The sequence below is a fragment of the Halarchaeum sp. CBA1220 genome (assembly GCF_003721175.2).
GTDB lineage: Archaea > Halobacteriota > Halobacteria > Halobacteriales > Halobacteriaceae > Halarchaeum > Halarchaeum grantii.
Map to the genome: position 1 here is coordinate 1,188,859 of NZ_CP054707.1, position 15,923 is coordinate 1,204,781.

The 15,923-nt window shown below is 69.2% G+C and carries 15 protein-coding genes; 5 read left to right on the forward strand and 10 right to left on the reverse strand.

The features are described from left to right. Positions 1 to 202: 202 nt before the first annotated feature. From EFA46_RS06365 to EFA46_RS06385, 5 genes are all read right to left on the reverse strand, one after another. Positions 203 to 1,300, reverse strand: coding sequence for a pyridoxal phosphate-dependent aminotransferase (locus EFA46_RS06365; protein ID WP_123074101.1), 1,098 nt, complete (start codon positions 1,298 to 1,300; stop codon positions 203 to 205). A 37-nt stretch (positions 1,301 to 1,337) separates the two neighbouring features. Further along, positions 1,338 to 2,600 carry a digeranylgeranylglycerophospholipid reductase gene (locus EFA46_RS06370; RefSeq protein WP_123074100.1) on the reverse strand — a complete coding sequence of 421 codons (1,263 nt, stop codon included), beginning with the start codon at positions 2,598 to 2,600 and terminating at the stop codon, positions 1,338 to 1,340. 117 nt (positions 2,601 to 2,717) lie between these two features. Then, positions 2,718 to 3,614: a hypothetical protein gene (locus EFA46_RS16185; RefSeq protein ID WP_123074099.1), complete on the reverse strand. Its 897-nt coding sequence runs from the start codon at positions 3,612 to 3,614 to the stop codon at positions 2,718 to 2,720. Between the two features lie 126 nt (positions 3,615 to 3,740). Then, positions 3,741 to 4,607, reverse strand: a complete 867-nt coding sequence (locus EFA46_RS06380; protein ID WP_123074098.1) for a 2-oxoacid:ferredoxin oxidoreductase subunit beta — start codon at positions 4,605 to 4,607, stop codon at positions 3,741 to 3,743. Further along, complete coding sequence (locus EFA46_RS06385; RefSeq protein ID WP_123074097.1) at positions 4,604 to 6,355, reverse strand: 2-oxoacid:acceptor oxidoreductase subunit alpha; 1,752 nt, start codon at positions 6,353 to 6,355, stop codon at positions 4,604 to 4,606. Before EFA46_RS06385 ends, EFA46_RS06380 begins: the two co-directional genes overlap by 4 nt. Positions 6,356 to 6,544: 189 nt before the next feature. Between EFA46_RS06385 and EFA46_RS06390 the strand changes: the two genes are divergently transcribed. Together EFA46_RS06390 and EFA46_RS06395 are read left to right on the forward strand one after the other, a co-directional pair. Continuing rightward, the gene (locus EFA46_RS06390; RefSeq protein ID WP_123074096.1) at positions 6,545 to 7,072 is read left to right on the forward strand and encodes an NUDIX hydrolase; all 528 of its coding nucleotides are present in this window, start codon (positions 6,545 to 6,547) and stop codon (positions 7,070 to 7,072) included. A gap of 39 nt (positions 7,073 to 7,111) precedes the next feature. Beyond that, positions 7,112 to 8,230 carry an aminotransferase class V-fold PLP-dependent enzyme gene (locus EFA46_RS06395; protein WP_123074095.1) on the forward strand — a complete coding sequence of 373 codons (1,119 nt, stop codon included), beginning with the start codon at positions 7,112 to 7,114 and terminating at the stop codon, positions 8,228 to 8,230. On the opposite strand, the gene EFA46_RS06400 is transcribed toward EFA46_RS06395, so the two are convergent. Continuing rightward, positions 8,227 to 8,934 carry an AMP-binding protein gene (locus EFA46_RS06400; protein ID WP_123074094.1) on the reverse strand — a complete coding sequence of 236 codons (708 nt, stop codon included), beginning with the start codon at positions 8,932 to 8,934 and terminating at the stop codon, positions 8,227 to 8,229. The genes EFA46_RS06395 and EFA46_RS06400 overlap by 4 nt on opposite strands. A gap of 139 nt (positions 8,935 to 9,073) precedes the next feature. On the opposite strand from EFA46_RS06400, the gene EFA46_RS06405 reads away from it, so the two are divergent. Next, positions 9,074 to 9,907 carry an aldo/keto reductase gene (locus EFA46_RS06405; protein WP_123074093.1) on the forward strand — a complete coding sequence of 278 codons (834 nt, stop codon included), beginning with the start codon at positions 9,074 to 9,076 and terminating at the stop codon, positions 9,905 to 9,907. A 51-nt stretch (positions 9,908 to 9,958) separates the two neighbouring features. On the opposite strand, the gene EFA46_RS06410 is transcribed toward EFA46_RS06405, so the two are convergent. Continuing rightward, on the reverse strand, positions 9,959 to 10,375 hold the full coding sequence (locus EFA46_RS06410; protein ID WP_123074092.1) for a glutaredoxin: 417 nt from the start codon (positions 10,373 to 10,375) through the stop codon (positions 9,959 to 9,961). Positions 10,376 to 10,480: 105 nt separating this feature from the next. Continuing rightward, complete coding sequence (gene gfcR, locus EFA46_RS06415; protein WP_123074091.1) at positions 10,481 to 11,128, reverse strand: transcriptional regulator GfcR; 648 nt, start codon at positions 11,126 to 11,128, stop codon at positions 10,481 to 10,483. Between the two features lie 157 nt (positions 11,129 to 11,285). Between gfcR and EFA46_RS06420 the strand changes: the two genes are divergently transcribed. After that, on the forward strand, positions 11,286 to 12,500 hold the full coding sequence (locus tag EFA46_RS06420; protein ID WP_123074090.1) for an HAD family hydrolase: 1,215 nt from the start codon (positions 11,286 to 11,288) through the stop codon (positions 12,498 to 12,500). 48 nt (positions 12,501 to 12,548) lie between these two features. After that, entirely contained in the window at positions 12,549 to 13,787 is a 1,239-nt protein-coding gene (locus EFA46_RS06425) for a mandelate racemase/muconate lactonizing enzyme family protein (RefSeq protein ID WP_123074089.1), read from the forward strand. A 485-nt stretch (positions 13,788 to 14,272) separates the two neighbouring features. Here EFA46_RS06425 and phoU read toward each other — a convergent pair whose 3' ends face one another. Both phoU and pstB read right to left on the reverse strand, forming a co-directional pair. Next, positions 14,273 to 14,953 carry a phosphate signaling complex protein PhoU gene (gene phoU, locus EFA46_RS06430; RefSeq protein ID WP_123074088.1) on the reverse strand — a complete coding sequence of 227 codons (681 nt, stop codon included), beginning with the start codon at positions 14,951 to 14,953 and terminating at the stop codon, positions 14,273 to 14,275. Between the two features lie 56 nt (positions 14,954 to 15,009). Further along, a complete protein-coding gene (gene pstB / locus EFA46_RS06435; protein ID WP_123074087.1) occupies positions 15,010 to 15,921 on the reverse strand; it encodes a phosphate ABC transporter ATP-binding protein PstB in 912 nt (303 codons plus the stop codon). Positions 15,922 to 15,923 lie beyond the last annotated feature (2 nt).

Sequence of the window (15,923 nt, forward strand, 5' to 3'; positions counted from 1 at the left end):
TGAGCCACACTCGGGCCATGGGCCTCGCGTGACCGTCGCCGGTTCACTCGCGCGAAGCGCGAGGCCGAGAAACCCCCGTGGGGGTGACGAAGGCTTTTGTCGTCAGAACGCGGAGCGTTCTGACTGAACGGTAGGAAGCGTTGCTTCCTACAGTGGTCGAGCTTTTGCAAGCGCAGGCGCGCCAAGCGCTGTAAAAGGTCGGTTAGAAGAACTCGGCGAGGCGTTCGGCGGCGGTGTCGACGCGCGGCGTGACGAGCGCGAAGCGGAGCCACTCGCTGCGGGCGTCGCCGAAGGCCTCGCCCGGCATTCCCGCGACGCCCGCCTCGTCGACGAGGCGCTTCACGTTCGCCATCGTCCCCGGGTAGTCGGGGAACTTCGCGAGCACGTAGAAGGCGCCCTCGGGCGTCGAGTACTCCGCGCCGACTTCGTCGAGGGCGGCGGTAAAGGACGCGACGCGTTCGCGGAGGCGTTCGCGGTTCGCCTCGTGGTAGTCGGCGTCCGTCGTCTTCAGGGCGTGCAGGACGGCGGCCTGCGCGGGGCGACTCGTCGCGACGTTCGTCAGCATGTTCCGGGTGCGCGCCGCCGGCGCGTCGCGCTTCGAGAGGACCGCGTAGCCGACGCGAAAGCCCGTGATGGCGTACGTCTTCGAGAAGGAGTTCGTGACGACGACGTGCTCGGAGTCGATGGCGAGCGCAGACGTGAACTCGCCGGTGAAGTCGAAGTGGTCGTACACCTCGTCGCTGACGAGGAGGGCGTCGTGCGCCTCGGCGATGTCGGCGAGTTCGCGCAGCGTCTCCTCCCGATAGACGTGGCCGGTCGGGTTGTTCGGCGTGTTCACGACGATGCACGCGGTCTCGTCGCTCGCCGCCGCGCGCACGTCGGCGGGGTCGAGCGCGCCCTCCTCGTCCACGGGGACGAAGCGCGTCGTCCCGTCGAGCATCTCCGCCTTCCCCGGGTAGTAGGGGTAGACGGGGTCCGTCAGGAGCACCTCGTCGCCCGACCCGCGTTCGAGCGCGCGCGCCATCCCGAGCGTGTTCGCCATCGCGCCGCCGTTCGTCACGACGACGCGCTCGGTGTCGACGCCGCGCCGCGTCGCGATGCGCTCGCGGAGCTCCCGGAGGCCGTCGCTCGGCGGGTACTGAAATGCCTCGCCGCCCGTCTCGGCGTAGTCGTGGAGGCCCTCGCTGACGCCGTCGGGCGCGCCCCAGTCCGGGTTCCCCGAGACCATGTCGACGACGTCGCGCTCCGCCGCCTCCGCGTACTGCATCACCGTGAAGAACAGCGGCTCCTCGTAGTTCACACGCGGGACGAGGCGCGCTCGCGCAAAAAACGACGCGCTAGAGGAAGGGGATGACGTCCTTCAGGCCGACCTTCACGATCTCCGTGTCGTCGCGCACGAAGTCCCGGAGGAGCGGGAGGTCCTCGCGGTGGAGGAGCTTCGCGATGGCGCGCGGATTCCCGTTGTTCACGCTCGCGAGCGTGTCGAGGTCCATCGCGTTGATGTCGCGCATGAGGCGGTCGTAGCGGTCGTTCGGCGCGTAGTAGAGGAGGTGCGTCATGAGGAGGCGGACGCCGGCGTCCGGCGCGACGTCGCGATGCCAGAGCTCGTCGTAGATCGCCATCTCCTCGGCGGACGTGTCCACTCGCCCGGTGAGACAGCGGTCGGCGGTGATGGCGGCGGCGCGCGCGGACTTCATGCCCTTGTGGATGCCCTCGCCCCAGAGCGGGTCGATGGACGGGACGGTGTCGCCGATGGCCATGAAGCCGTCCGTCGAGAGGCTCCCGGGCGGCTGGATGTGCGCGCTCCCCCGGTGCTGTTTGCCCGCGAGCTTCTCCGCGTCCGCGAAGCGGGGGTCGTTGTCCAGCCACTTCTCGAGGAAGCCGTCGATGCTGAGGCCCTCCTTGTTCGAGTGGTACTTCTCGTTCTGGATGTAGCAGAGGCCGACCTTCGCGGTGTCGCCGCCCGTGTGGAAGATCCACGAGTAGCCACCGGGGGCGAGGTCGTGGTCGAGGCGGAGCATCATCGCGTCCGTCAGGTCCGCGTAGTCGGGGTGGTCCACCTCGACGCCCTCCATCTCCCACTCGATGCCGATGGCCTGGTTCTCGCGCTCGAGGTCGACGACGCCGAGTTGCTTCGCGAGCGGCGCCGCCGGCCCGGTCGCGTCCACGACGACGTCCGCGCGAACCTCCTCGTCGCCGTTGTAGCGGACGCCGACCACGCTGCCGTTCTCCGTGATGGGCGCGGTCGCTCGGGAGTCGAAGCGGTACTCCACGCCCGCCTCGCGCCCGTCGCGCACGAGGAAGCGCTTGAAGTCGCCGAACTCGAGGACGGCGCCCGGCTGCGTCTGCGCGAAGTGGTCGTTGGGCGACTCGATGACGACGCTGTCCGTGAAGTTCATCACGACGTCGTCGGGGACGCCGAACGCGCCCATCATCGAGGGGAAGGTCCCGGCGGTGGACTTGTTGCTCTGACGCGGGAAGTCGTCCTCGTTCTCCGTCTCCAAGACGAGGACGTCGTAGTCGCGCTCGGCGAGGTCCCGGGCGCACTGCGCGCCGGCGGGACCGGCTCCGGCGATAACCACGTCGAAGTGGTCAGTCATACACAACCGAACCCACGACGCGCTAATCAGTCTTGCTGAATAGCCGCCTCACCGGCGCTATTCCGACGTTTCTCCGGGGTCACTTATCGACGGGTCCCCAACTGCCGGGGACTCGCGTCAGCCCGACAGGCGCGAGAGCGGTTGCGTCACCGTCACGACCGCGACGCGCCCCTCGACGGTCACCGACTCGAGCGTCGAGCTCTCGCTCCCCTCCGTGCTCGAGGACACCCGGTTTCGGATCTCGGACTCCGGCACGCTCGCGTCGTCCTCGAAGCACAGCGCCGCGACCACACGCAGTTCGCCGTCCGCGACCGTCATGCCCCGGCCGCGGAACCGCAGGCCCTCGAAGGTCGCGGTCGCGTTCGACCGCACGGGGCGAAGCGTCTGCAGGTGCGCGTCCGCGAGTGGCGCCGCCGTCTCCGCGTACATCGGGACGGCGTCCGCGTAGGAGTCGGCCTCACCGGCGCGCACGTCCGCGACCGTCCGAACGGTGTCGGCGTCCGACGCCGCGATGGCGACGCCGTCCCGCACCCCGAGCACGTTCTCGTTGCCGAGTCGGTGGACGGTGTACGAACCGACCGTCGTCGTCCCCTGCGTCTCGACGGACTCGAAGGACGTCCGGACGTCCGACGCCGCGAACGTCCCCGCGACCGCGAGGAACTGGTCGGTGCCGCTCGACGCCGCCGCGCGCCCGACGGCCTCGATGCTGCTCGGGTCCGAGACGAGTCGGGTCGCCGCGCTCGCGCCCATGCGACCCTCGACCACGCTCGTCGCGTCCACGGAGGAGGCGGCCGACCGGAGCGCGGCGACGTCCCCGTACTGCGACCGGTACGGTCCCGACGTGCCGAGCGCGTCCGGCGACGGGAACCACGCGCCCGACTGCTCCCCGCCGCCGTCGCTCCCGCCGGAGCCGTCGCCCGAACCACCGCCGGTCGAGCAGCCCGCGACGGCGACGCCCGTCACCGCGACGCCGACCCCTCGGAGGACGTCTCGTCGCGTGCTCGTCTCGGTCATCGGACTCCGCCCTCGCGTCGCGTCGTCGGTAGTCGCGTCATCGTTCGTCCCGATGCCCGCGCACCATCTGCAAAATAGCTGTGGTTCACCGGCCCCAGCGGCGCCGTCACCGCGTCCGGGGGCCGCTCAGTAGAACTCCCGGACGAGGTCGGTCGCGCCCTCGGGGGCGCCGGACTCGTCGATGTCCGCCATGTTGCCCTCGACGCCGTGGGCGGTGTTGTAGTCGACCGCGTCCTCGTCCTCCCAGAGCACGCCGATGTACTCCTTCTCGCTGTCGAGGATCTTCTCCTTCGCGGCGTCCCGGTCGGTCGGGTCGTGCTCCGTCTCGTCCAGGTCGACGATGGAGTCGCGGAAGTAGTCGTAGGTGTCGACGTCGTTGAACGTCACGCAGGGGCTGAAGCAGTTGACGAGCGAGAAGCCGTCGTGCTCGATGGCCTTCTGGACGATCTCCTGGTGGCGCAGGGCATTCGAGGAGAAGGACTGCGCGATGAAGCTCCCGCCGGCGGAGAGCGCGAGCGCGAGCGGGTTGACCGGCGGCTGCTTCGGGCCCTCCGGCGTCGTCGCGGTCTCGAAGTCCTCGCGGCTCGTCGGCGAGGCCTGGCCCTTCGTGAGCCCGTAGATGCGGTTGTCCATCACGACGTACGTGATGTCGATGTTCCGGCGGACGGCGTGGATGAAGTGGCCGGCGCCGATGGAGTAGCCGTCACCGTCGCCACCCGCGACGACGACCTCGATGTCGGGGTTGGCGATCTTCACGCCCGTGCCGACGGGGAGCGCGCGCCCGTGCACGCCGTGCAGGGCGTAGGAGCGCAGGTACGTGCCGATCTTCCCACTGCAGCCGATACCGGCGACGACGAACGTATCGTCGGGGCTGTTGCCGGTCTCGGCGAGACCCTTCATGATGCCGTTCATCGTGCCGAAGTCACCGCACCCCGGACACCACGTCGGCTGCTTGTCGGATTTGAAGTCTGTGAAGCGAACGTCGGAGCTCATGCGAGAACCTCCTTGATGTCGTTGGCGAGTTCGTCCGCCTTGAAGCGGACGCCGTTGTACTTGTTGATGCGGTCGACGCGCTCGAGGACGTCCTTCTCGATGACGTCCGCGAACTGACCGGTGGCGTTACACTCGACGACGATGGTCGTCTCCGCGTCCTCGACGGCCGCCGAGAGGTCGGGGCGCGGGAAGATGTAGGGGACGGAGAGGACGCGAACGTCCACGCCGTCCTCCTCGAGGAAGTCGAGGGCTTCGACGAGCGCGCCCTCGTTCGACCCCCACGAGATGACGAGCGTGTCCGCGTCCGAGTCGCCGTACTCGACCGGGCTCCAGTCCTCTTCCTCCCGTGCGGTCTCGACCTTCCGGTTGCGCTTGTCGACCTGCTCGATGCGCTCGTCGGTGTCCTCCGTCCGGCGGCCGAGCTCGTCGTGCTCGAGGCCGGTGCTCATGTGGACGCCGCCCTCCGTGCCGGGGAAGGCGCGCGGGCTGACGCCGTCGGCGGTGACCGCGTGGGGCTTGAACTGGTCCTTCTCGTTCTGCCACTTGGAGATCTCGGATTCGTCGACGACCTTCCCGCGGTCGATCTCCACCGCGTCCATGTCGAACTCCTCGGGCGCGAACGTCTCCTCGGTGACGGCCATCGAGAGGTCGGCCGCGAGGTAGACCGGCGTCTGGTACTTCTCCGCGAGGTTGAACGCCTCCACCGTCTTGTGGAAGCAGTCCGCGACGGTGGTGGGCGCGACGACGAACCGGGGGATCTCACCGTGGCCACCGTAGAGGAGCATGTTCAGGTCGCCCTGCTCCTGCTTCGTCGGCATCCCCGTGGAGGGACCCGAGCGCATGACGTCCGCGATGACGAGCGGCGTCTCCGAGGTGGCGACGAGGCCGAACGTCTCGCTCATCAGGTCGATACCCGGACCGCTCGTCGCGGTCATCGACCGGGCACCGGCGCGCGCGGCGCCGAGCGCCATGTTGATGGCGGAGAGCTCGTCCTCGGCCTGAACGACGTGCCCGCCGAACTCCTCGATGCGTCCCGTGAGGTACGTCATCACGTCCGTCGCGGGCGTGATTGGGTAGCCGGCGTAGAACTTACAGCCGGCGGCGATGGCGCCCATCCCGATGGCTTCGTCGCCGTTCAGGAGGACGTAGTCGTTGTCGGTCGTCTCCAGCTCGTAGTCGAGCGTGCCGACGTCGTCCGCGTAGTGCTCGTCGACGTAGTCGGCGCCGAGACGCGCGGCCTCCTTGTTGTTCTCGACGATCTTCTCGCCCTTCGAGCCGAAGCGCTTGCGCAGCGATTCGTCGAGGTTCTCGATGGGGAACTCGGCGACCTCGCAGACGGCGCCGAGCGCGACGACGTTGCGCATCAGCGCGCCGCCGGCGTCCTCGGCGAGCGACTTCAGCGGGATGTCGAGGCCGACCATTCCCTCGGGGACCTCGAAGCCGCTGAACTCGGTGCGCTCGCCGTCGTAGATGATGACGGAGCCCTCGTGGAGCTCGTCGAGGTTCTCCTCGACGGTGCGTTCGGTGAGCGCGATGAGGACGTCGAGGCGGTCGACGACGCTCTGTACTTTGTCGACCGACGTGCGAACCTTGTAGGCGGTGTAGCCACCTCGGATTCGGGACGCGAAGTCCTTCGAGGTGAAGACGTGGCGACCGGCGCGGGAGAGTGCCTGCGCGAACACTTTCCCGGTAGAGTCGATTCCATCGCCGGCTTCGCCGCCGATGGCCCAGTTCAGGTCGTCGTGCATGTGGGTGTCGCTTCTGAGCGGGCAAGCAAAAGACTTCTGAAGGAACGATACCGCCTGTGTGGCCGAATACGGTACTCTCTGCCGAGTTAATCGTCGTCCGACGGCGGACGCGGCGGGGGTCGCCGCATCGGTGGCTGGCTGACATCAACCCAAATAGTTTTCGCCGTCGAGGCGCTTACCGTACACCGTATGTCGCGAGAGGGGAGCGCGACTGTCGAGACGACGCTCGACCAGTTGCGCGAGACGTACGGTCGGTTCCCCGTCGTCGAAGAGGAGACCGTCGTGCCGGAGGAGGCCCTCGTCGAATGCATGGCGAGCGCGAGCGAGGGACGCCTCGGCGGCACGCGCACGCTCCTCGAACGCGACGGGCGGGCGCTCCTCGTCAGGTATCGGGACAACCCCGAGGTCTGGGACCTGCCCGGCGGGGGGCTGTCCCGACACGAGACGCACGAACAGACCGCCAAACGTCACGTCGCCGACCAGCTCGGCATCGAGTGCGAACTCACCGGCGCGTTCCACGCGCGCCGCCAGTCCTTCTCGCTCGTGGAGGCGGGCGACGGCACCGAGGGCCTCTGGGTCCACTTCGAGGGCGAGCCGTTCGGCGCGGACCTCGACCCCGCCCCGGAGATCGCCGAAGCGCGCTGGTTCGAGACCGCGCCCGACGCCGTCGCCGCGCCCATCCGCGAGCGGATCGGCGCTCGCGCCGCCGCCGACTGACCCCCCAACGGTATTGGCGTGCGGACCCACGCCTCCCGTATGGACCCGGAGACGCTCCGCGCCGACGTCCCCGCGCTCGACGACGCCGTCTACTTGAACACGGGCGCGAGCGGCCCGTCACCGCGCCGCGTCGTCGACGCCACCGAGACCGCGCTCGAACACCACGAGTACGAGGCGCACGCGAGCGACGACCCCTATCGGTCCGCGCACGCGCTCTACGACGGCGTCCGCGAGCGCCTCGGCGACTTTCTGCACACTGACCCCGCGAACGTCGCGCTCACGCAGTCGACCACCGACGGCGTGAACCGCATCGCCTCCGCTATCGACTGGGAACCCGGCGACGTCGTCGTCCGCACCGACGTCGAGCACTCCGCCGGCATCCTCCCGTGGCGACGCCTCCGCGACACCGAGGGCGTCCGGACGCGCGTCGTCCCCACCGAGAGCGGGCGACTCGACCGCGACGCCTACCGCGAGGCCGTCCGCGACGCCCGCCTAGTCTGCGTCTCCGCGCTCACGTGGACGCACGGCACCCGCCTCCCCGTCGCGGACCTCGTCGCCGAGGCCCACGACGCGGGCGCGGAGGTACTCGTCGACGCCGTTCAGGTCCCCGGACAGGCCCCGATGCCGGTCGAGGCGTGGGGCGCGGACTACGTCGCCGCCGCCGGCCACAAGTGGCTCCTCGGGCCGTGGGGAGCGGGCTTCCTCTACGTCGCCCCCGAGGCCGCCGAGCGCCTCGAACCCGCCCACGTGGGCTATCGGAGCGTCCGCGAACCCGACGCCGACGGTTACGAATTTCACGCGGGCGCGCGCCGCCTCGAAGTCGGCACCGTCTCGCCCGCGCCCTACGCCGGCCTCCGTGAGGCGCTCGACGTCCACGACGACCTCGGCCTCGGAACCATCCAGGAGCGCATCGACGCGCTCACCGAGCGCTTCGTCGACGGCATCGGCGCCGAGCGCGTCCTCGGCCCCGAATCGCCCGAGTCCGGCCTCGTCGCCTTCGAGAGCGACGACCCCGAGGCGCTCGTTTCGAACCTGAAAGAACGCGACGTCGTCGTGCGAGCGCTCCCAACGGGCGCCGTTCGGGCCTCCTTCCACGTCTTCAACACGCCCGGCGACGTCGACGCCCTCCTCGAGGGTATCGCGGACGCCGAGGCCTAGAACAGCTCCTCGGGGCGGTACACCGTCGACTCCGGCGCGTCGCCCTCGTCGTCCGCGAGCGCCACCGTCCCGGTCGCCTCGGCGTCCGGCAGGAGTACCGTCGCGCCCGCGCGGAGCGCGCCGAGGACGCCGACGACCGTCCCCGGCCGCGTGAACGACGCCCGCACCGCGAGCGCGTCGTCGGCGTCGAGGCCGGCGGCCACATCGGCGGCGGCGTCGAGGAGCGCGCGCTGACTCGGGCCGTCCCCGTCGTCGCCCGCGTCCACATTGGCGAGCGCCGGCACGTCGCCGCCGTACCGCACCGGCGGGAACGCCGGGTTCTCGCTCCAGACGCCGCCCTCGAAGTGGCCGTCGGCGGGGTCGGCTGGCTTCGCGCCGTAGCCGACGCGCTGGCCGCCCGGTCCGAGGTCGAAGCCGTCCAGCGACTCCGTGGGCGCGACGACGGCGCGGCCGTCGAAGCGCCCGGGCGGGGCGAACGTCACGGGCGCCGCGAGGAGCGCCGACCCGAGGAACGCGAGGACGACCTTCGGGTCCGCGTCGTCCGCGACGCCGACGCGCGAGCCCTCGTGGACGCCGCGCGAGCGCAGGTAGTTCCCGACCTTGTACGCCGTCGCCCGGACGTCCCGCGACGAGAGCGACGCCGGTGGCTCCCGCAGGGCCGCCTCGTCCGGGAGGTCCGCGAGCAGCTCGTAGACCGTCTCCATGCCCGCCCCTTCGTCGCGGGGGCACAAAGCCGGCGCGCTCTCCGCCCGTGCCCATCGCTACTGTGGGACACGATCCGAGTGGTCGGTGTGACTCGCCGACGCCCGAACGCCTTTTCGCCTCCCGCGCCACGTCTCCACCATGACGGAGTTCACCAGCGACGACGTCCCGCGTGTCGACGGCATGCCGCGCTTCGGCCTCGGAACGTGGCAGAACGCCGACCCCGACGCCTGCGCGACCGCCGTCGCGAACGCGCTCGAGATGGGCTATCGCCACGTCGACACCGCACAGGCTTACGACAACGAGGCCGCCGTCGGCGACGGCATCGCCGACGCGGACGTCGACCGAGACGACGTCTTCCTCGCGACCAAGGTCTTCATCGACAACCTCGCGCACGACGACGTCATCGCGTCCACCGAGGAGAGCCTCGAGAAACTCGGCGTCGACTACGTCGACCTCCTCTACGTCCACTGGCCCGCCCGGACGTACGACCCCGAGGAGACGCTGCCGGCGTTCGCGGAGCTGAAGGACGAGGGCCGAATCGAGCGCATCGGCGTCTCGAACTTCGGCCGCCGCCACCTCGAACGCGCCCGCGACGTCCTCGACGAGCCGATCTTCGCGAACCAGGTGGAGATGCACCCGTTCCTCCAGCAGCGCGAACTCCGCGCCGTCGCGGACGAGATGGACGTCGAGACCGTCGCCTACTCGCCGCTCGCGCGCGGCGCCGTCTTCGACGACCCCGTGCTCGGCGACATCGCGGAGAAACACGGCGTCAGCGAAGCGCAGGTGAGCCTGGCGTGGCTCCGCGAGAAGGGCGTCACCGCCATCCCGAAAGCCACCTCCGAGGCCCACATTCGGGACAACTTCCGGAGCCTCGGCCTCGAGCTCGACGCCGAGGACGTCCGGCGCATCGACGCCATCGAGCGCGTCGACCGGCGCGTCGACGCCGACTTCGCGCACTGGAACGCGCGATAGGCGTCGCTCGCAGGACCTGAAAGAACTGGAGAACGACGCGAGGAGAGCGCCTCAGAACGGCGCGTCGAGTTCGTCGTCGTCGGAGCCGCCGTCCGTGGCGGCCTCGACGTCCGCATCGGCGTCCGCGGCGTTCAGCGTCGCCGCGAGGTCGCCCTCCTCGTCGAGTTGCGCGAGGACGTCGCTCCCGCCGACGAACTCGCCCTCGACGAACGTCTGCGGGATGGTCTCCCAGCCCGAGTGCTCGTCGAGCGCCTCGCGGAACGCGCCGAGGTTCTGGAGGGTGTCGACCGTCTCGACGTCGTCGCGGTACTGGCTGATGAGGCCGACCGCGCGCTTCGAGTAGCCACACTGGGGCATCTGCGGCGTCCCCTTCATGAAGAGGACGACTTCGTTGTTCGAGATCGCGTCGTCGACGACCTCGGGTACCTCCTCGTCGTCCAGCGCCTCGCCCATCGGGTCGAAGGTCATACCCCGGAGTTGGCGCTCGAGGTGGAAATGCGTTGTGCTGGTGGTCGTGCGCACCGCAAACGGCCAGCGGGCGGCCGCGAGCGGGAAGACGCCGCAGCCCGACCGTCAGTCGTCGTTCCCGACGCGGATGACCTGCATGAGCGCGTCCACGGGGACGCCGTTGACGTCGCCGACCCCCTGCTTGTCCACGAGGACGGCGGCCGCGATGGCGTTCCCGCCGCTCTCCTCGATGGCCTCGACGGCCTCGCTGATGGTGGTGCCGGAGGTGATGGTGTCGTCGACGATGAAGCAGTCGCGTCCCTCGACCTGCGCGAAGTTCCGGCTGAAACTCCCGCCGAGGTCCTCGATGTCGCCCTCCTCCCACTGGTGCTTGCGGGGCGTGTACGTTCCGAGGTCGACACCGAGCTCGCGCGAGACGGCGGTCGCGAGCGGGACGCCCGCCTTCTCGACGCCGACGACGAGGTCGACGTCGTGGCTGTGCTCGCGCAGGAGGTCCGCGAGCGCGTCGCCGATGGAGGCGAGGCGCGCGCCCGCCTCCCCGATGGCGCTCCAGTCGACGTGGACGTCCTGCGGGCCGCCCGCACCGCCGTCGTCGGACTCCGCGCCGACGGCGCTCGCGCTTCGGCCGGCGCGCTCGACGAGCCAGCTCGCCGTCTCGCGCGAGACGTTCAGTTCGTCCGCGATCTCCCCGCGCGAGAGGCCGCGCGCGGCGAGGTCGCCCGCGCTCTCGATGAGGTCGTCGACGTTCTTCATGTCGTGCGAGTTCGAGTCCCGTTTTTAAGGGCGTTTCGCTGGTGACACCGGGCCGGACGCAAATCGTTGTTTCACGTCCGAGTTCCGGATTCGACCGCGCGGACCGCGCCGCGTCCCGACCGGGATGCTTTATGTGTCGACGGCGACGACACCGCGTATGGAGCGGTACGACACGCTGTACGCGCTGTACGAGGCGTTCGATGTGGACACGCTCCGCGCCTATCAGGACTTCGTCGACCTCTTTCCGCCCGTCGACTCCCGGGTCGCCCTCGAGTACTGGGAGGAAGCGAGCGACGAACTCGCCGAGCGGACCGACCGCGTCGCGGACGCCTACGGCGAGACGTACGCGGCGCTCGCCGCGCACGCGACCCGCGAGCAGGCGTTCACCGCGCTCGACCTCTACAGCAAGCACGACCGGTCCGTGAACGTCCTCGTCCTCGACGTCGACGAGACGCTGCGCTCGGCCGGCGGGACGGACAACGAAATCCCGCGCGAGACGCTCCACCTCCTCACTGCCTTCCACGAGAACGACGTCCCCATCGTCGTCTGCACCGGCCAGACACTCGAGAACGTGAAGGGGTTCCTCATTCAGGGCCTCGGGAACGAACTCGTCCACTCCGGCGACGTCTCCGTCGTCTACGAGGCCGGCACCGGCGTCTTCACGCCCGGTCACGGCCCCGACACGAAGCGCCTCCTCTACGAGGACCTCGACGACGACGTCCGCGACGTCTTCGACTACGTTCGCGGGCGCGTCCTCCCGGACGCCCCCGAGGACGTCCGGCGCGGCTGTCACCTGCAGGGCAACGAGTTCAACGTCACCCTGAAGCCGAACTACGAGACGGGGAGCGAGGACGCCGTCGCCGTCATCGACCACGCCACCGTCTACCTCACCGAACTGCTCGCGGACGCGATTCCCGCCGCGAGCACCGACGACGTCCGCGCGTACTTCGGGGCGCGCGACCCCGAGATCGCCGCCGTCCTCGACGCGCGCGACGCGCGTCCCCCGTCCGACCACGACGTCGACGCCGCCGCCGAGGCCGTCCTCGACCGCGTCCAACTCGCCTACTACGAGGGCGACGCCGCCGAAGTCACCGCGAACGAACTCGACAAGGTCGCGGGCGTGACGGCCGCCCTCGACGTCCTCGGCGTCGCCGACCCGTTCGCGCTCGTCATGGGCGACTCGAAGAGCGACCTGCGCGTGATGGAGTGGGCCGAGGGCAACGACGCCGGCATCGCCGCCGCGCCCGACCACGCGAGCGAGCGCGTCCGCGAGCACGCCGCGTCCACGGACGGCCTCGTCTACGACCGCGGCGCGGCCGGCGACGTCCTGCGCACGGTCTACGCGCTCAACCGACTCGCTGACGAATCCTAACGGAACAATCTCCAAAGATTTACCCCGGGTCGAGTGAATCACTCCCGCATGGCGAAGGACTACCGACAGCTCCACGACCCGAACGCGGAGTACACGATGCGCGAACTCTCCGCTGAAACGATGGGCGTCGACGCGAAGCGCGGCGGCGGTCGCGACGTCGAAATCACGGACGTGCAGACGACGATGGTCGACGGGAACTTCCCGTGGACGCTCGTCCGCATCTACACCGACGCCGGCGTCGTCGGCACCGGCGAAGCCTACTGGGGCGCCGGCGTCCCCGAACTCGTCGACCGGATGGCGCCGTTCATCATCGGCGAGAACCCGCTCGACATCGACCGGCTCTACGAGCACCTCATCCAGAAGATGAGCGGCGAGGGCTCCGTCGAGGGCGTCACCGTCACCGCAATCGCCGGCATCGAGGTCGCGCTCCACGACCTCGCCGGCAAGATCACCGAACTCCCCGCCTACCAGCTCCTCGGCGGGAAGTACCGCGACGAAGTTCGGGTCTACTGCGACTGTCACACCGAGGACGAAGCCGACCCCGAGGCCTGTGCCGACGAGGCAGAGCGCGTCGTCGACGAACTCGGCTACGACGCCCTCAAGTTCGACCTCGACGTCCCCTCCGGCCACGAGAAGGACCGCGCGAACCGCCACCTCCGCCCGGGCGAGATCCGCCACAAGGCCGAGATCGTCGAGAAGGTCACCGAGCGCGTGAAGGACAAGGCGGACGTCGCCTTCGACTGCCACTGGACGTTCAGCCCGAACAGCGCGAAGCGCCTCGCCGCCGAGATCGAGGAGTACGACGTCTGGTGGCTCGAGGACCCGGTTCCGCCGGAGAACCTCGACGTGCAGGAGGAGGTCACGAAGTCCACGCTCACGCCGATCACGGTCGGTGAGAACCGCTATCGCGTGACCGAGGAGCGCCGCCTCATCGAGAACCAGGCGGTCGACATCGTCGCGCCCGACCTCCCGAAGGTCGGCGGGATGCGCGAGACCCAGAAGATCGCGGACGTCGCGAACCAGTACTACATCCCGGTCGCGATGCACAACGTCTCCTCGCCCATCGGCACGATGGCCTCCGCGCACGTCGGCGCCGCCATCCCGAACGCGCTCGCCGTCGAGTACCACTCCTACGAACTCGGCTGGTGGAGCGACCTCGTCGAGGAGGACGTCATCGACGACGGCTCCATCAAGGTCCCCGAGAAGCCGGGTCTCGGCCTCACCCTCGACCTCGACGCCGTCGAGGAGCACATGGTCGACGGCGAGACCCTCTTCGACGAGGCGTAAGCGTCGTCGAGCAAGCGACGCTTCGCGTCGCCCAGTTCGACGAGGCATAGCCTCATCGAGTACGCGGGACGTAGTCCCGCCCAATTCGACGAGACGTGAAACGACTCGTCGAACGCGTACCGACACGCTGACCATCATTTTTCGACGGTGGACGGACGGCTGTCGTCGATTGACTGGCGACGAGCACTGGGCACGGGACGCGCGTTGCTCGCGGTGACACCGCTCGTCGTCGCGGTGTCGCCGGTGGTGGCGCACGCTCGGTGCGCTCCGGTCGTCGGCCGCACACGACGTCACTCGCGCGTCGGCCGGCCGCGTCCCGTGGCAGTGAGTCAGGTCACGCGTCGCGGTGGTCGCGTCATCGCACGTGAAGGCTCGTTCACCGAGCGCGACGCGCTCGGGACGAGAGACGACCGTAGGGAGGAACGATGGCGTTTGGTCGAGCTTTTACCGAGCGCGCCGGAGGCGAGCGCAGCGTAAACGGTCGTTTAGTAGATGAGTTCTTCGTCGTTCTCGACCATGTAGAGGGTGCGCGCGGCGATGTTCACGGCGTGGTCGCCGACGCGCTCGAGGTCGCGCACTGTGAGGAGCATGCGGGAGACGTCCTGCATGAGCTCTTCGACGTGCTCGTCGGAGTCCTCGGGGTCGAGCTCGGTCTCGATGAGCTCGCGGACGACGGTCTGGGAGGCCTGCTCGCAGAGCGCGTCGAGTTCGTCGTCGCGCTCGGCGATGGCGTAGCAGGCCTCGGGGTCGCGCGCCTCGTAGGCGGCCATGGCGTCCTGCAGCATCTCGACGGTGTGGTCGCCGATGGTGTTGATGTCGACCTCGGGGAACATGTCCTGCTGGGAGTCGAGGGTGTACTCGCCGAGGTTGACGGCGAGGTCGCCGACGCGCTCGAGGTCCGTGATGATCTTGAACGAGGAGGCGATGAGGCGGAGGTCGCCGGCGACGGGCTGTTGGAGGGCGAGGAGGTCGATGCACTCCTGCTCGAGTTCGAGGTAGAGGTCGTTGACCTCGTCGTCGCCCGCGATGAGGTCGCGGGCGGCCTGCTCGTCCTTGCTCTCCATCGCGGCGAGCGCGGTCCGGAGGCGGTCGACGACGACCTCGCTCATGTAGAGGACGTCCTCCTGCATCGTCTCGAGTTGCGCTTGGTAGCTTTCGCGTGGCATGGGTGGTCTCTGAGGGTCGTGTAGTCGTTCGGCGCGACGGGTAAAACGTTCGGGGCTTACCCGAACTTGCCGGTGATGTAGTCTTCGACGCGCTGGCTGCGCGGGTTTTCGAAGATTTGGTCGGTGTCGCCGTACTCGACGAGTTCGCCGCCGGTGAGGAAGACGGCGGTCTGGTCGCTGATGCGGGCGGCCTGCTGCATGTTGTGGGTGACGATGACGACGGTGTAATCCTCGGCGAGGTCTTCGACGAGGTCCTCGATTTTGGAGGTGGCGATGGGGTCGAGGGCGCTGGCGGGTTCGTCCATGAGGATGACGTCGGGGTCGACGGCGAGCGCGCGTGCGATGCAGAGGCGCTGTTGTTGTCCGCCAGAGAGCCCGAGCGCGTTGTCGTCCAAGCGGTCGCTCACCTCCTCCCAGAGCGCCGCCCCGCGCAGGCATCGCTCCACGAGTTCGTCCTCCTTCTCCTCGTCGTCGCCGCCGAGGAGGCGCGAGAGCAGACCGGTCTGGATGTCGCCGTGCTTGCGCGGGCCGTAGGCGATGTTGTCGCGGATGGACTTCGGGAACGGGTTCGGCGACTGGAACACCTGCCCGACGCGCTTGCGGAGTTCGACGAGGTCGACGCCGTCCTGGTAGATCTCGTCGCCGTCGAGTCGGACGGACCCCTCGACGCGAGCGGCCTTGATGCGGTCGTTCATGCGGTTGAGACAGCGGAGGAAGGTGGACTTCCCACAGCCGGAGGGGCCGATGAGCGCGGTCACGGAGTTTTCGGGGATGTCCATGGAGATGTCGGTGAGCGCGTGGTCGTCACCGTACCAGACGTTCAGGTCCTCGACGGTGAACTTCGCCTCACCCTCGAAGTCGTACTCCGTCCACTCCGGGTCCACTTCCTCGACGCTCTCGCCGGCCGTGGTGGTGCTCGCGGGCTGTTCCTCCGTGGTGTCGGTGTCGTTGACGATGTGTTCGCTCATGG

Excerpts from the sequence above, each read along its gene's own strand:
- EFA46_RS06390 (WP_123074096.1), top strand. The coding sequence starts at position 6,545 with ATGTCGCGAGAGGGGAGCGCGACTGTCGAGACGACGCTCGACCAGTTG.
- EFA46_RS06410 (WP_123074092.1), bottom strand. The coding sequence starts at position 10,375 with ATGACCTTCGACCCGATGGGCGAGGCGCTGGACGACGAGGAGGTACCC.
- EFA46_RS06425 (WP_123074089.1), top strand. The coding sequence starts at position 12,549 with ATGGCGAAGGACTACCGACAGCTCCACGACCCGAACGCGGAGTACACG.
- phoU (WP_123074088.1), bottom strand. The coding sequence starts at position 14,953 with ATGCCACGCGAAAGCTACCAAGCGCAACTCGAGACGATGCAGGAGGAC.
- pstB (WP_123074087.1), bottom strand. The coding sequence starts at position 15,921 with ATGAGCGAACACATCGTCAACGACACCGACACCACGGAGGAACAGCCC.
- EFA46_RS06405 (WP_123074093.1), top strand. The coding sequence starts at position 9,074 with ATGACGGAGTTCACCAGCGACGACGTCCCGCGTGTCGACGGCATGCCG.
- EFA46_RS16185 (WP_123074099.1), bottom strand. The coding sequence starts at position 3,614 with ATGACCGAGACGAGCACGCGACGAGACGTCCTCCGAGGGGTCGGCGTC.
- gfcR (WP_123074091.1), bottom strand. The coding sequence starts at position 11,128 with ATGAAGAACGTCGACGACCTCATCGAGAGCGCGGGCGACCTCGCCGCG.
- EFA46_RS06385 (WP_123074097.1), bottom strand. The coding sequence starts at position 6,355 with ATGCACGACGACCTGAACTGGGCCATCGGCGGCGAAGCCGGCGATGGA.
- EFA46_RS06380 (WP_123074098.1), bottom strand. The coding sequence starts at position 4,607 with ATGAGCTCCGACGTTCGCTTCACAGACTTCAAATCCGACAAGCAGCCG.
- EFA46_RS06420 (WP_123074090.1), top strand. The coding sequence starts at position 11,286 with ATGGAGCGGTACGACACGCTGTACGCGCTGTACGAGGCGTTCGATGTG.
- EFA46_RS06395 (WP_123074095.1), top strand. The coding sequence starts at position 7,112 with ATGGACCCGGAGACGCTCCGCGCCGACGTCCCCGCGCTCGACGACGCC.
- EFA46_RS06400 (WP_123074094.1), bottom strand. The coding sequence starts at position 8,934 with ATGGAGACGGTCTACGAGCTGCTCGCGGACCTCCCGGACGAGGCGGCC.
- EFA46_RS06370 (WP_123074100.1), bottom strand. The coding sequence starts at position 2,600 with ATGACTGACCACTTCGACGTGGTTATCGCCGGAGCCGGTCCCGCCGGC.